We start from the raw sequence: 12130 nt of genomic DNA on the forward strand, positions 1-12130 counted from the left end.
ATGATTCGCCAATGGATGCCGCTACCGGCATGGCTGACAGGAGAACGTCATGAACACTCAATTCGCCCCCGCAAGCCCCTTCGACACCTCTGCGCCCTTGGTCAATGGCGAACGCCTGTGGCAATCGTTGATGGACCTTGCGCAGTTGGGCGCCACGGCAAAAGGTGGCGTCTGCCGCTTGGCCTTGACCGACCTGGACCGCCAGGCCCGTGACCTGTTCGTAAAATGGTGCGAAGCGGCGGGCTGCACCGTCACGGTCGATGGGATTGGCAACATCTTCGCGCGCAGGCCCGGCCGGGACCCACAGCGCGCGCCGGTGATGACCGGCAGCCATATCGACACCCAACCTACCGGCGGCAAATTCGATGGCTGCTTCGGGGTGATGGCCGGCCTGGAGGTTATTCGCACCCTGAACGACCTTGGCGTGGAAACCGAAGCCCCCGTCGAAGTGGTGGTGTGGACCAACGAAGAAGGCTCGCGTTTCCCGCCCTGCATGATGGGCTCGGGGGTGTTCGCCGGGAAATTCGACTTGGCCGAAACCCTGGCCAAGCGGGACGAGCATGGCCTGGCGGTGGGGGAAGAACTGCAACGCATCGGCTATGCCGGTGCCCGCGCCGTGCTGGGCCACCCGGTGGGTGCGTATTTCGAGGCGCATATCGAGCAGGGCCCGATCCTCGAAGACCAACACACCACCCTCGGCGTTGTGATGGGGTGCATGGGTCAGAAATGGTTCGATTTGACCTTGAGCGGGGTGGAAGCCCATGCCGGCCCGACGCCGATGGCGCTGCGCAAAGACGCCCTGGTTGGTGCCGCCCAAGTGGTCACCGCGGTCAACCGGGTCGCCCATGCCAGCCAGCCTCACGCCTGCGGCACGGTCGGTTGCCTGAGCGTTCACCCCGGCTCGCGCAATGTGATTCCGGGCCAGGTGAAAATGACCATCGACCTTCGCCACCTGCACAGCGCCAAACTGCAGGCAATGGTCGATGACGTGCGCCAAGCGATCGAACAAGCCTGTGCGGATAACGGGCTGGCCTTCGAACTTGAGCCCACGGCGGACTTTCCGCCCCTGGACTTCGACACCCGCTGCGTCGATGCCGTGCGCGAGGGGGCGCTGCAGTTGGGCTTGAGCCATATGGATATCGTCAGCGGCGCCGGGCACGATGCGATCTTCATCGCCGAATTGGGGCCGGCGGGGATGATCTTCGTACCCTGCGAAGGGGGCATCAGCCATAACGAAATCGAAAACGCCGCGCCCGGGGACTTGGCTGCTGGCTGTGCGGTGCTGCTGCGGGCGATGGTCAGCGCCGCCCAGTAACCGTAGGCAGCTTCAGCCGGCTAATGCCCGCCTCATGCTATTGGGCGGGCCAACGCCGCTTGGCCCACCCCCTTGATGGCGCTGCACGCTCAACCCAGCCGGCAGCGTGAAACAGCCGCTATCGCTATAAATATCAGGGCTTGTGGTCGCCCATGTACAGTTCCAAGCGCGAGCGTAACCAGCGCTCGGCCGGGTCGCTGTCGGAGATGCTCAACCACACCATCGACAGTTCCAGTGCCGGCGTGTCGAACGGTAAGGTTTCGGCGTAAAGCCCTCCCCAGCCGAGCATGGCCGTGGCCGCGTAGTCGGGGCAACCCGCCAACAGGTCGGTGCCGGCCAGGATCGCCGGCAATGAACTGAATTGCGGCACCGAGAGCACCACGTGGCGCGTGCGGCCGATTTCATCGAGCCATTCGTCGGCGATACCCCGGGTATTGGCCGTATGTGACACCAGCACATGGGGGCGCGCGCAGTATTCATCGAGGGTCAGCGGCGCATCCGACTTGTCGGCCCGCAATACCCGGGCATGCATGCGCCGCAGCAACTTGCGCTTGGCGTTGGCCGGCAGGCCCCGGGTTTGGGTGATGCCCACGGTGATTTCGCCCGAGGCCAGCAGGTCGGGAATGCGCCAATAATCGACGTGCTGCACTACCACCACCACATTCGGTGCTTCGGTTCGCAGGGCCCGCAGCAGCGGCGGCAGCAAACCGAATTCCACGTCGTCGGAGAGGCCGAGGCGGAAGGTCATGGTGCTTTCCAATGGGGAGAAATCTTGCGACAGGCTCAACGCTACCGACATCGCATCGAGCGCCGGCGAAAGGTGCTTGATGATTTCCTCGGCGCGCGCGGTGGGTTCCATACGGTGCCCAACGCGCACGAACAACGGGTCATTGAACAACGTGCGCAAGCGGTTCAAGGCCGCGCTCACCGTGGGCTGGCCTAGAAAAAGCTTCTCGGCCACGCGTGTGACGTTGCGCTCTTGCATCAGTGTTTCGAACACGACCATCAGGTTGATATCGGCCTTGCGCAATTCGTTGCGGTTCATTCCTTACCCCGTATTCGCTGGCACCGGCAACAGTCTAGTGCGGTGTTTCAGAAGTTCGCACAAGAATTGACCCATAAGTTTTACGGCTGGGCAATGCGAGCCGGCAGCCAAAGGCGCCACCAAAATTGTGCGGCCCGCTGCGGGATAAACACCACAGCAAACCTTAACGGTTATGCTCGGCTGCCTTGGCTTCCAGTTCGGCCAGGCGGCCCTCCAAGGCGTCTACCTTGGTACGGGTGCGGGCAAGCACGGCCATTTGGCTGTCGAACTCCTCACGGCTTACCAATTCGAGCTTGGCGAAGGCGGCTTGCAGCAGCGCGCGCAGTTGGCCTTCTGCTTCAGCCCGGGTGCTACCATTGGGGCCGTCCAATAAGCGTGCAGCCTGGCCGGCGAGGGCATCGATGAATTCTTTGGGGGCGCGCATGGGCGGCTCCTGGCGGTAAAGCCAGCATTTTATCACGTGCAGGCTATATTCATTGGGCTGCCGGTGTCGCACCGTTTTGGCGCTCCGCCCAGGAGCGCTTCGCACCAATGTTGTGCAACCCTGCCGAGGCGGGCCTGGGCCAAGGCCCATGCGGGGCGGCCCCTAGCCTGTAAAATGCGGTTTATTAAGATGTGGCAAGAAACCTGCTTAGTGCCAATTGACCCATGCACTGAGGCAGTCTCGTGAGACGAATGCAGTGCGCAGGCGGAGCGGGAAGTGTTTCGTCAGAAGCGGTCTCTGGTGCGGGTTACGGGATATGGAACCGGCAACGCGTTACAAAGCCAGGCACTGCGCTTAGACTTGAGCTGGGTTTGTTTTCCTGGGCAAGTCCACCAATTCGGGAGAGAGTTTCATGAAGCTAGTCACTGCCATCATCAAGCCGTTCAAGCTGGACGACGTTCGCGAGTCGCTGTCCGAAATCGGCGTGCAGGGCATCACCGTTACCGAGGTCAAGGGCTTCGGTCGGCAGAAAGGCCACACCGAGCTGTATCGCGGCGCCGAATATGTCGTTGATTTCCTGCCTAAGGTGAAGATCGACGTCGCCATCGGTGACGACCAGCTCGACCGCGTCATCGAAGCCATCAGCAAGGCGGCGAACACCGGCAAGATCGGCGATGGCAAGATTTTCGTGGTCCCGCTGGAGCAGGCGATTCGTATCCGTACTGGCGAAATCGGTACCGACGCCATTTAAAGCCCTAAGCCGACACATAACTAAAAAGCCCCAGGAGTAAACAATATGACTCTGCGTCAGTTCGCAGGGCTAGGAGCCCTGTTGTCCCTCGTAATGCCAGGCCTGGCCATGGCCGACGAGGCCGCGGCGCCGGTGCTCAACTCTGGCGACACCGCCTGGATGTTGACCTCCACCGCGCTCGTACTGTTCATGACCATACCGGGTCTCGCGCTGTTTTACGGCGGGATGGTGCGCTCCAAGAACATCCTTTCGGTGATGATGCAATGCTTCGCCATCACCGGCCTGATCTCTATCCTGTGGTTCGTTTACGGCTACTCGATGGCCTTCGACACCACCGGCATGGAGCAGGGCGTGATCAACGTCAACTCCTTCGTCGGCAGCCTGGCCAAGGCATTCCTGGCGGGCGTTACACCAGACAGCATCACCTCGCCCACCGCGTTGTTCCCCGAAGCGGTGTTCGTGACCTTCCAGATGACCTTCGCCATCATCACCCCGGCCCTGATCGTCGGTGCGTTCGCTGAACGCATGAAGTTCTCGGCCATGCTGGTATTCATGGGCGTGTGGTTCACCCTGGTGTACGCGCCGATCGCCCACATGGTGTGGAGCGGTAACGGTGGTTTGTTGTGGGACTGGGGCGTGCTGGACTTCGCCGGCGGCACCGTGGTGCACATCAACGCGGGTGTCGCTGGCTTGGTTGCCTGCCTGGTATTGGGCAAGCGCAAGGGCTACCCAAGCACCCCGATGGCACCGCACAACCTGGGTTACACGCTGGTGGGCGCGGGTATGTTGTGGGTGGGCTGGTTCGGCTTCAACGCAGGCTCCGCGGCGGCTGCCAACGGCACCGCGGGCATGGCCATGCTGGTCACCCAAATCGCTACCGCCGCTGCTGCCTTGGGCTGGATGTTCGCCGAGTGGATCACCCACGGTAAGCCGAGCGCCCTGGGCATCGCCTCGGGTGTGGTCGCGGGCCTCGTGGCCATCACCCCGGCCGCTGGTACCGTAGGCCCGATGGGCGCGCTGATCATTGGTCTGGCCGCCGGTGTGGTGTGCTTCTTCTGCGCGACCACCCTCAAGCGCAAGCTGGGCTACGATGACTCGCTGGACGCCTTCGGCGTGCACGGTATTGGCGGTATCCTCGGTGCACTGCTCACGGGCGTGTTCGCCGCGCCTTCGCTGGGCGGCTTCGGCACCGTTACCGACATCGCCGCGCAGCTGTGGGTGCAAGCCAAGGGGGTAGGCTTTACCGTGATCTACACCGCTATCGTCACCTTCATCATCCTGAAGGTGCTGGATATGGTGATGGGCCTGCGTGCCACCGACGAAGAAGAATCGATTGGCCTGGACCTGGCGCAACACAACGAGCGCGGTTACAACCTGTAACTGCCCGCTCGCGAAAAAATGCCCGGCTTGCCGGGCATTTTTTTATCTACGTTTTGTCAGTGCTTGAGTGACCGCGCTTCGCAGGGGCCGGGCGTAGCTACCGCTGGGTCCAATTCCGTATAAAACGTAGGATTTTTTACCTTGAGATCAAGCACTTTGCTTTTTTCTGGAGCGCGCTAGAATGCGCCCCCAGAGAGGGGAGAAAGCCATGTGGCAGCAAACGACCATTACCCTTAAGCCGCGCGCGCGGGGCTTTCATCTGGTGACCGACGAGCTTCTTGCAGCGTTGCCGCAGGTGCGAAGCTGCCGTATCGGTTTGCTGCACCTGTGGTTACAGCACACGTCTGCATCGTTGACGGTCAACGAAAATGCCGACCCTGCCGTACGCCGGGACTTCGAACGGTTCTTCAACCGTTTGGTGCCCGAAGGGCAGCCTGGGTTCGAGCACAACGACGAAGGCGATGACGACCTCCCAGCCCATTTCAAGGCCAGCTTGCTCGGCTGCCAGTTGACCGTGCCGGTCAACGCGGGGCGGCTGGCAGTGGGCACCTGGCAAGGCATTTACCTTGGCGAGCACCGTGACCATGGCGGTGCCCGGCGGGTGCTGGCGACGTTGTCGGGGGAGCTGGGGTGACCGCTGATCCCCACGGGATATGAATTTTTTTAGGCGTGCTTTATCTCAAGCGTGCTTGGTCTATAAATACTCTGCTTTGGCGAGTCATGAGGTATGACAATGAGCGACGATGATCTGGAACAAGACGACCTCGAAGTAGGCGAAGAAGACACGGATGACGGCTTGGAAGTAGCGGCCGAAGACGTCTCCGTCGAAGACAGCGCTGACGACGGCGATGCGCCTACGCCCGCGGGCAAGGGCAAGAAGGCTGCGGTCACTGTCGACGAGATGCCCAGCCTTGAAGCTAAGCAGAAAGAGCGCGATGCCCTGGCCAGGGCCATGGAGGAGTATTTGGCCAGGGGCGGTACCATCCAGGAGGTCGAGCCGAATGTGGTCGCCGACCCGCCCAAGAAGCCCGATAACAAATATGGTAGCCGCCCCATCTGAAACATTCACGCGCCAGTTCTTCTGGGGCCACCCACTCGCCCGCCGTCGCTGCGGGCTTTCTCACCGGTGAATCAGGGGGTTTCCCAACGCCTGAGCAGCGCAGGCAATTCAGCCAGGCTGGCAATTTGCGCATCCGGTGCGGCGCCGCCTTCCCATGGGCAGCGCCGTGGGTTGTACCACACGGCGCGTAAGCCGGCCTGCTGGGCGCCGGCGATGTCATCGTTAGGGTTGTCGCCCACATGCACTGCGTGTGAGGCGTCGGTGCCGGCACGCCGCAGGGCCTCTTCGAACGGCCGCGGGTGCGGTTTGCCAATGCCCACGTCTTCGGCACACAAGGCGAAGCTGAAATAATCGGCCACCCCCATACGGCGTACGTCGGCGTTGCCATTGGTCACCGCCGCCAGCCGATAACGCTGCGCCAACAGTTCCAGGGTAGGGTGAACCTCGGGGAAAAAATCGACCTGATGGCGGGCGTGCAAGAACACTTCGAAGCTGCGCTCGGCCAGGTCCTGGGCTTCGCTCTCGGCGTAGCCCGCTTCATGCAGCCCATGGAACAGCACGCGGCGGCGCAATTCGCTGATGCGGTGCTTAAGCCCCGGCTCGGCCTCCACCAGCCGTTGGCGGATGGCGAACAATGCTTGCGGCGGGAACGGGCCGATCTTCGGTGCGTGTGCGGCCAGCCATTCGCGCAGCACCATTTCGGCATTTTCGATCACCGGGGCAGTATCCCAGAGCGTATCGTCCAGGTCGAAGGTGATCAGATCGATGCTCATCCTTCTCGCTCCTTGTTGCGCCGGGCGCGCGGGTGGGCCTGGTCGTAAACGGTGGCCAGGTGCTGGAAGTCCAGGTGGGTATAAATCTGCGTGGTGGAAATGTCCGCATGGCCGAGCAGCTCTTGCACGGCGCGCAGGTCTTGCGACGATTCGAGCAAGTGGCTGGCGAACGAATGGCGAAGCATGTGTGGGTGCAGGTGCTGCCCGAGCGCTTGGGCGCCGGCCTTGCCCACCACGAACTGCACCCCGCGCACCCCCAGCCGCCGACCGCGCTGGCTCACGAACAGCGCGCGGTCCGCTGGGCTGGCCGCGCCGCGTAATTGCAGCCACGCTTGCAGTGCCTCGCGGGCCTTTCGCCCGACTGGCAGCACACGGTGCTTGTTGCCCTTGCCCACCACCTGCACCAGGCCGGCGGCCAGGTCGAGGCCGTCCAGGTCCAGGCCGCACAGCTCCGACAGGCGCATGCCGCACGAATAGAACAGTTCGAGAATGGCCTGGTTGCGCCGCGCCAGGAAGTCGTTTTCCACCGCGCCGTCGAGCAACTGCTGCGCACGGTCGGCATCCAGCACCCTGGGCAGTTTGCGCTCGCCCTTCGGCGCACTCAGGCCCACTGCCGGGTTGTGTGGGCATAGCCCTTCTCGGTTGGCCCAGCGATAAAGGCCGCGTATGGAAGACAACAACCGGGCGAGGCTGCGGGGGGCCTGCCCCTGTTGGTGCAGGCGGGCGATGATACGGCGCAACTGGGCGGTGGTCAGTTGCTCCCAGTGCTCGATTTTGGCGTGTTCGCACTGCGCGATGAGCTTGCCCAGGTCGCGGCGGTAGGCGGCTTCGGTATGGGCCGACGCCTGGCGCTCGCTGCGCAGGTAGGCGCAGTAGGCGTTCAACCACGCCTGCATGCTCAGCGTACCGAGCGCAGGTTCGGGGCAAAGCGCGGCAGCACGCGCCCTAGCACTTCGCCGATATAGCTCAAAAACAAGGTGCCCACGGCGCCTTTGTAATGGTGCGGGTCGCGGCTACCGATGGCGAGGATGCCATGCAGGCCATGGTGCATCAGCGGTACCAAGGCAGTAGAGGCAACCTCCTGGTGCTGCGCCTCGCCGAACAGGAAAGCCAGCTCATGGGCCCGCAACGTACCGCTCACCGCTTTACCTTCGCCCAATAGGCTACCGATCGCTTGCTGGGCCTCGCTCAGGGGTAGCGAGCGGCCCACTGGGGTAGGTAAGTCGCTGAACAGGATCAACGCCACATAGGGCACCTTGAATTCCTGGCGCAGGCTGTCTTCGACGCCCATTACCACCTCTTCGAGGTTGGCCGCGTCGAGCAGCGCAAGGATCAGCCGGCGGGTTTTGTTGAACAGGCGGTCGTTGTCGCGCGCCACGTCCATCAACTGGCCCAGGCGCGTTCGCAGGTCGATATTGCGTTCGCGCAACAGCTTGAGCTGGTGCTCCACCAGCGACACCGTGTCGCCGCGCTGGTGGGGAATGCGCAGTTGGGCCAGAAGTTCTTCGCGGCCAACGAAAAAGTCCGGATGCGCTTGCAGGTACTGTTCGACCGTTTCAGCCCCCGGTACCGGCGGCGTACCGTCTTCAGCGGGCTGGCGTGCGGAGCCTCGGGGCTTATCGGTCATGGGGTGTACTCGCTCATAAACGTACTTGGCCTTCGAAAACCCGTGCGGCCGGGCCCGTCATCAATACCGGCGCGTCGGGGCCTGCCCATTCCAGGGTGAGTTTGCCACCGGGCAGCTCCAGCTCCACCGGGGAGTCCATCCAGCCTTGGGCGATGGCCGCCACCGCCGCCGCGCAGGCGCCGGTGCCGCAGGCCAGGGTTTCCCCGGCGCCGCGCTCCCACACCCGCAGCTTGCCATGCTGGCGGTCCAGCACCTGCAAAAACCCGGCATTGACGCGCTGCGGGAAGCGCGGGTGGTGCTCGATTTTCGGCCCCAGCTCCCGCACCGGGGCGGTGTCGACGTTATCGACCCGGGTCACGGCGTGCGGGTTGCCCATCGACAGCGCGGCGATGTCCAGCCGTTGGCCATCGACCTCCAGGGCATAGCTCAACGCCTGTTCAGGGGCCTGAAAGGGAACCTGCTCGGGTACGAAGCGTGGTGGGCCCATGTTCACCCGTACCTGGCCATCATTTTGCACGTGCAGCTCGATGATGCCGCCCTTGGTTTCTACGCGGATCTGCCGCTTGGCGGTTAGCCGCTTATCGAGCACGAAGCGGGCAAAGCAACGCGCACCATTGCCGCATTGTTCGACCTCCGAGCCGTCGGCATTGAAAATGCGATAGCGAAAGTCTACGTCCGGGTTGCTCGGCGCTTCGACGAGCAACAGTTGGTCGAAGCCTACCCCCGTGTTGCGGTCGCCCCATTGGCGCGCGTGCTTGGGGGTGATATGCGCGTGTTGGCTGACAAGGTCCAGAACCATGAAGTCATTGCCCAGGCCGTGCATCTTGGTAAAACGCAGCAGCATGTGTTCACTCCGGCAATAGGCTTTCGCCGGCATACAGTTCAGCCACGGTTTCGCGGCGGCGCACTTCGAACGCATGCTCACCGTCTACCAGCACTTCGGCGCAGCGCCCGCGGGTGTTGTAGTTCGAGCTCATGACAAAACCATAGGCGCCGGCCGAATGTACTGCCAGCAGGTCGCCTTCTTCGAGTGACAGTTCGCGGTCTTTGGCGAGAAAATCGCCGGTTTCGCAGATCGGGCCCACCAGGTCGTAGGCCTTGGCCTGGCCCTGGCGCGGAACGACTGCGGTCACGTCCATCCAGGCTTGGTATAGCGCCGGGCGGATGAGATCGTTCATGGCCGCGTCGACGATTGCGAAGTTCTTGTGTTCGGTGTGCTTGAGGTATTCGACCCGGGTCAGCAGCACGCCAGCGTTGGCGACGATGTAGCGGCCCGGCTCGAACACCAGCGCAAGGTCGCGGCCTTCGAGGCGTTGGCGGATGGCTTGGATGTAATCGCCTGCCAGCGGCGGCTGTTCGTTACGGTAGCGCACGCCCAAGCCGCCGCCGAGGTCCAGGTGCTTGAGGTGGATGCCGCAGGCGGCCAGGCGGTCGACCAGCAGCAGCAGGCGGTCCAGGGCATCGATGAAAGGTGCCAGCGAGGTCAATTGCGAACCGATGTGGCAGTCTACGCCGATGATGTCCAGGCTCGCCAGTTGCGCAGCACGCACGTACACCGCTTCGGCTTCGGCGATGGACACGCCGAATTTGTTTTCCTTGAGCCCGGTAGAGATGTACGGGTGGGTGCCGGCATCCACGTCGGGGTTAACGCGCAGCGACACGGGCGCGCGCACGCCCATTTCGGCGGCCACTTGCGCCAGGCGCTCCAGTTCATTGGCGGATTCGACGTTGAAGCAGTGCACGCCGACTTCTAGCGCGCGGCGCATGTCGGCGCGGGTTTTGCCCACGCCGGAGAACACCACGCGCTCGGCCCGCCCGCCGGCGGCCAGCACGCGCTCCAGTTCGCCGCCCGACACGATATCGAAGCCTGCGCCCAGGCGCGCAAGCAGGTTCAACACGGCCAGGTTCGAGTTGGCCTTCACCGCGAAGCACACCATGTGCTCCATGCCGGCCAGGGCCTCGGTGTAGCTGTGGTACTGTTGTTCGATATGGGCGCGAGAGTAGACGTAGGTGGGCGTGCCGAAACGCTCGGCGACGGCCGAGAGCGCTACGCCTTCCGCGAACAGTTCGCCGTCGCGGTAGTTGAATGCGTTCATGGCGCGCCTCTTCAGGACGAATGCGAGCGCGAATGCGAGCCGTGCTCGCCGTTCGGGCTTTTGCTATCGTCGGGAAGGTACAACGGGCCTTTTTGGCCGCAGGCAGACACCAAGCAGGCAACGGCAAGTAGCGCAGCGAATGAGGCGATCAGGCGCTTCATGGGAAATCCTTTGTATAAACCGGCAATTGCGCCCGAGTATACCGGCGCACCGCGTGGTTGCCTAATAAATGGGCGCCCGCTCGGCGGCCTTGCTGGCGATAGTCTTTGCATTCGGCCCGCGTGGCTCGTACATTGCCGCGCTGGTGCCAACAACCGAGGTGGATACATGAGTTTGAGCGAAGCCCGCTTCCATGACCTGGTAGATGAAACCCACCAAGCCCTGGAAGACGTTTTCGACAACAGCGACCTGGATGTAGACGTAGAAAACGCCGGCGGTGTGTTGACCGTGCGCTTCGAAAACGCCAGCCAACTCATCTTCAGCCGCCAGCCTGCGCTGCGCCAACTGTGGTTGGCGGCCCGTTCCGGTGGGTTTCATTTCGATTACGACGATGGCAGCCAACGGTGGATGTGCGATTCCAGCGACGAATTGCTCGGCGAAATGCTCGTGCGCATCGTCCAGGAGCAAGCCGGCGCCGAGTTGGAGTTCGATGAGATCGATGGCCCGCGCTAAACCCCTTTACAGCAACGTGAGCCCGGCGGTGAAGTCGCCGTGCGTGAGCCTTTGCCGGCTCGACGAAGCCCGCTACTGCTTGGGCTGCCTGCGCCACGTGGAGCATATCCGCGAATGGCGCGCCGCCAGTGACGAGCGCCGCCGTGAGATCTGCGCGTTGGCCGAGGCCCGCCGGCAAGCGCCGGCCTGAACGCGGCGCCGGCCATGGCCCGCTTGGGGCGGGCTGTGTAGCGCACTACCCCGTGCCTATCAGCGCCTGCTGGTTGCCGGCCTGGAGTAGGCAAAGGCCCGTATGCAGCAACGGTATTGCCTGCTGCAAGGCGCCCCGCATCATGCCGCCTGCCGTTCGGCCAGGATGGTTAAAAGCCCTTGGGCGTGCTCGGCGGCCTCAAGGCCCAACGAGGTAAGGTAGCCACCATCGGGCTGGCTGGTCAGGCCCTTGGCATGCAGGCGCTGGGCCGCGTCGATCAGGCGGTTGCCGGCATCCTGGTGGACCTTCAGGCCTTCTAGCGTGTTGGCGAGGTTGAACATGGAGATGATTTCGAATTCGGCAAGCAGGTCTGGTGCAAGCGTCATGGCGGCTCCTGGTTTTGTTGTTGGGCCAGCGGGGTGGTTCAGCACTTGGCGCGCCGATGAAACACCCCACCTGCCCCCAGTGTAGCCTGCTTTTTAGCGTGCTTGCGGCAGCTCTGGCAAGGTGCGCAAGGCGCTTTCATACCAGGGGCCGTCGAAGGGGCGGTCTTGTTCGAGCATCGCGTCGATTTCCATGGCCAGGACATGGGCCATGAGGTTCAGGATGTCTTCACGTTCGTAGCCGACCAGGGTCAGTTTGTTGTACGTCGCCAGGGCGGCCGGCGGCTCGCCGCTTTCGATCTGGTTCTCGATGGCCTGGGTCAAGGTGGCTTCGGCGAAGTCTTCGTCGGCATCGGGGGTTTCGCTGCTCATGCGGCGGTCCTTTGGGGCGGGGAAGGCGCCGGGGCAGCTACC

Annotated in this window: 17 protein-coding genes; 7 read left to right on the forward strand and 10 right to left on the reverse strand. The window is 63.1% G+C overall.

Annotated features, from left to right (window positions below; translation table 11 throughout):
* Positions 1-49 precede the first annotated feature (49 nt).
* The gene (locus HAQ05_RS14445; protein ID WP_190421739.1) at positions 50-1315 is read left to right on the forward strand and encodes a Zn-dependent hydrolase; all 1266 of its coding nucleotides are present in this window, start codon (positions 50-52) and stop codon (positions 1313-1315) included.
* A 133-nt stretch (positions 1316-1448) separates the two neighbouring features.
* Here HAQ05_RS14445 and HAQ05_RS14450 read toward each other — a convergent pair whose 3' ends face one another.
* Positions 1449-2360 carry a LysR substrate-binding domain-containing protein gene (locus HAQ05_RS14450; RefSeq protein WP_190421740.1) on the reverse strand — a complete coding sequence of 304 codons (912 nt, stop codon included), beginning with the start codon at positions 2358-2360 and terminating at the stop codon, positions 1449-1451.
* Positions 2361-2523: 163 nt separating this feature from the next.
* Positions 2524-2784: an accessory factor UbiK family protein gene (locus HAQ05_RS14455; protein ID WP_190421742.1), complete on the reverse strand. Its 261-nt coding sequence runs from the start codon at positions 2782-2784 to the stop codon at positions 2524-2526.
* 412 nt (positions 2785-3196) lie between these two features.
* Between HAQ05_RS14455 and glnK the strand changes: the two genes are divergently transcribed.
* The 4 genes from glnK to sutA all read left to right on the forward strand — a co-directional run bounded on the left by glnK (position 3197) and on the right by sutA (position 5975).
* Complete coding sequence (gene glnK, locus HAQ05_RS14460) at positions 3197-3535, forward strand: P-II family nitrogen regulator (protein WP_190421752.1); 339 nt, start codon at positions 3197-3199, stop codon at positions 3533-3535.
* Positions 3536-3580: 45 nt separating this feature from the next.
* Entirely contained in the window at positions 3581-4915 is a 1335-nt protein-coding gene (locus HAQ05_RS14465; protein ID WP_190421754.1) for an ammonium transporter, read from the forward strand.
* Positions 4916-5123: 208 nt separating this feature from the next.
* Positions 5124-5549 (forward strand): secondary thiamine-phosphate synthase enzyme YjbQ, encoded by a 426-nt coding sequence (locus HAQ05_RS14470; protein ID WP_190421756.1) that lies wholly within the window; start codon positions 5124-5126, stop codon positions 5547-5549.
* 99 nt (positions 5550-5648) lie between these two features.
* Entirely contained in the window at positions 5649-5975 is a 327-nt protein-coding gene (sutA, locus tag HAQ05_RS14475) for a transcriptional regulator SutA (RefSeq protein ID WP_190421757.1), read from the forward strand.
* A 71-nt stretch (positions 5976-6046) separates the two neighbouring features.
* Here the strand turns inward: sutA and HAQ05_RS14480 are convergent, their stop codons facing one another.
* Genes HAQ05_RS14480 through lptM form a run of 6 tightly spaced genes read right to left on the reverse strand, consistent with a single transcriptional unit; the run spans position 6047 to position 10632 of the window.
* A complete protein-coding gene (locus HAQ05_RS14480; RefSeq protein WP_190421758.1) occupies positions 6047-6748 on the reverse strand; it encodes an HAD family hydrolase in 702 nt (233 codons plus the stop codon).
* Positions 6745-7644: a tyrosine recombinase XerC gene (gene xerC / locus HAQ05_RS14485; protein ID WP_190421759.1), complete on the reverse strand. Its 900-nt coding sequence runs from the start codon at positions 7642-7644 to the stop codon at positions 6745-6747. The genes HAQ05_RS14480 and xerC overlap by 4 nt, the downstream gene beginning before the upstream one ends.
* 2 nt (positions 7645-7646) lie before the next feature.
* Complete coding sequence (locus HAQ05_RS14490; protein ID WP_190421760.1) at positions 7647-8375, reverse strand: DUF484 family protein; 729 nt, start codon at positions 8373-8375, stop codon at positions 7647-7649.
* A 13-nt stretch (positions 8376-8388) separates the two neighbouring features.
* Positions 8389-9219: a diaminopimelate epimerase gene (gene dapF / locus HAQ05_RS14495; RefSeq protein WP_190421761.1), complete on the reverse strand. Its 831-nt coding sequence runs from the start codon at positions 9217-9219 to the stop codon at positions 8389-8391.
* Positions 9220-9223: 4 nt separating this feature from the next.
* Positions 9224-10471 carry a diaminopimelate decarboxylase gene (gene lysA, locus HAQ05_RS14500; protein ID WP_190421762.1) on the reverse strand — a complete coding sequence of 416 codons (1248 nt, stop codon included), beginning with the start codon at positions 10469-10471 and terminating at the stop codon, positions 9224-9226.
* Between the two features lie 11 nt (positions 10472-10482).
* Positions 10483-10632, reverse strand: a complete 150-nt coding sequence (lptM, locus tag HAQ05_RS14505) for an LPS translocon maturation chaperone LptM (RefSeq protein ID WP_190421763.1) — start codon at positions 10630-10632, stop codon at positions 10483-10485.
* Positions 10633-10798: 166 nt separating this feature from the next.
* On the opposite strand from lptM, the gene cyaY reads away from it, so the two are divergent.
* Positions 10799-11143 carry an iron donor protein CyaY gene (cyaY, locus tag HAQ05_RS14510; protein ID WP_190421766.1) on the forward strand — a complete coding sequence of 115 codons (345 nt, stop codon included), beginning with the start codon at positions 10799-10801 and terminating at the stop codon, positions 11141-11143.
* Entirely contained in the window at positions 11121-11333 is a 213-nt protein-coding gene (locus HAQ05_RS14515) for a DUF1289 domain-containing protein (RefSeq protein ID WP_190421768.1), read from the forward strand. The genes cyaY and HAQ05_RS14515 overlap by 23 nt, the downstream gene beginning before the upstream one ends.
* A gap of 140 nt (positions 11334-11473) precedes the next feature.
* Here HAQ05_RS14515 and HAQ05_RS14520 read toward each other — a convergent pair whose 3' ends face one another.
* Positions 11474-11719 carry a TIGR02647 family protein gene (locus tag HAQ05_RS14520; protein ID WP_190421769.1) on the reverse strand — a complete coding sequence of 82 codons (246 nt, stop codon included), beginning with the start codon at positions 11717-11719 and terminating at the stop codon, positions 11474-11476.
* Between the two features lie 93 nt (positions 11720-11812).
* Entirely contained in the window at positions 11813-12088 is a 276-nt protein-coding gene (locus HAQ05_RS14525) for a hypothetical protein (protein WP_190421770.1), read from the reverse strand.
* Positions 12089-12130: the final 42 nt, after the last annotated feature.

The organism is Pseudomonas typographi (genome assembly GCF_014694385.1).
In the GTDB taxonomy this organism is placed as follows: domain Bacteria; phylum Pseudomonadota; class Gammaproteobacteria; order Pseudomonadales; family Pseudomonadaceae; genus Aquipseudomonas; species Aquipseudomonas typographi.

What these genes read in the sequence shown, in the direction of transcription:
- glnK (WP_190421752.1), top strand. Translation starts at nt 3,197, where the DNA reads ATGAAGCTAGTCACTGCCATCATCAAGCCGTTCAAGCTGGACGACGTT.
- sutA (WP_190421757.1), top strand. Translation starts at nt 5,649, where the DNA reads ATGAGCGACGATGATCTGGAACAAGACGACCTCGAAGTAGGCGAAGAA.
- HAQ05_RS14455 (WP_190421742.1), bottom strand. Translation starts at nt 2,784, where the DNA reads ATGCGCGCCCCCAAAGAATTCATCGATGCCCTCGCCGGCCAGGCTGCA.
- HAQ05_RS14445 (WP_190421739.1), top strand. Translation starts at nt 50, where the DNA reads ATGAACACTCAATTCGCCCCCGCAAGCCCCTTCGACACCTCTGCGCCC.
- HAQ05_RS14465 (WP_190421754.1), top strand. Translation starts at nt 3,581, where the DNA reads ATGACTCTGCGTCAGTTCGCAGGGCTAGGAGCCCTGTTGTCCCTCGTA.
- HAQ05_RS14480 (WP_190421758.1), bottom strand. Translation starts at nt 6,748, where the DNA reads ATGAGCATCGATCTGATCACCTTCGACCTGGACGATACGCTCTGGGAT.
- HAQ05_RS14520 (WP_190421769.1), bottom strand. Translation starts at nt 11,719, where the DNA reads ATGACGCTTGCACCAGACCTGCTTGCCGAATTCGAAATCATCTCCATG.
- lptM (WP_190421763.1), bottom strand. Translation starts at nt 10,632, where the DNA reads ATGAAGCGCCTGATCGCCTCATTCGCTGCGCTACTTGCCGTTGCCTGC.
- HAQ05_RS14490 (WP_190421760.1), bottom strand. Translation starts at nt 8,375, where the DNA reads ATGACCGATAAGCCCCGAGGCTCCGCACGCCAGCCCGCTGAAGACGGT.
- dapF (WP_190421761.1), bottom strand. Translation starts at nt 9,219, where the DNA reads ATGCTGCTGCGTTTTACCAAGATGCACGGCCTGGGCAATGACTTCATG.
- cyaY (WP_190421766.1), top strand. Translation starts at nt 10,799, where the DNA reads ATGAGTTTGAGCGAAGCCCGCTTCCATGACCTGGTAGATGAAACCCAC.
- xerC (WP_190421759.1), bottom strand. Translation starts at nt 7,644, where the DNA reads ATGCAGGCGTGGTTGAACGCCTACTGCGCCTACCTGCGCAGCGAGCGC.
- HAQ05_RS14515 (WP_190421768.1), top strand. Translation starts at nt 11,121, where the DNA reads ATGAGATCGATGGCCCGCGCTAAACCCCTTTACAGCAACGTGAGCCCG.
- lysA (WP_190421762.1), bottom strand. Translation starts at nt 10,471, where the DNA reads ATGAACGCATTCAACTACCGCGACGGCGAACTGTTCGCGGAAGGCGTA.
- HAQ05_RS14525 (WP_190421770.1), bottom strand. Translation starts at nt 12,088, where the DNA reads ATGAGCAGCGAAACCCCCGATGCCGACGAAGACTTCGCCGAAGCCACC.
- HAQ05_RS14450 (WP_190421740.1), bottom strand. Translation starts at nt 2,360, where the DNA reads ATGAACCGCAACGAATTGCGCAAGGCCGATATCAACCTGATGGTCGTG.
- HAQ05_RS14470 (WP_190421756.1), top strand. Translation starts at nt 5,124, where the DNA reads ATGTGGCAGCAAACGACCATTACCCTTAAGCCGCGCGCGCGGGGCTTT.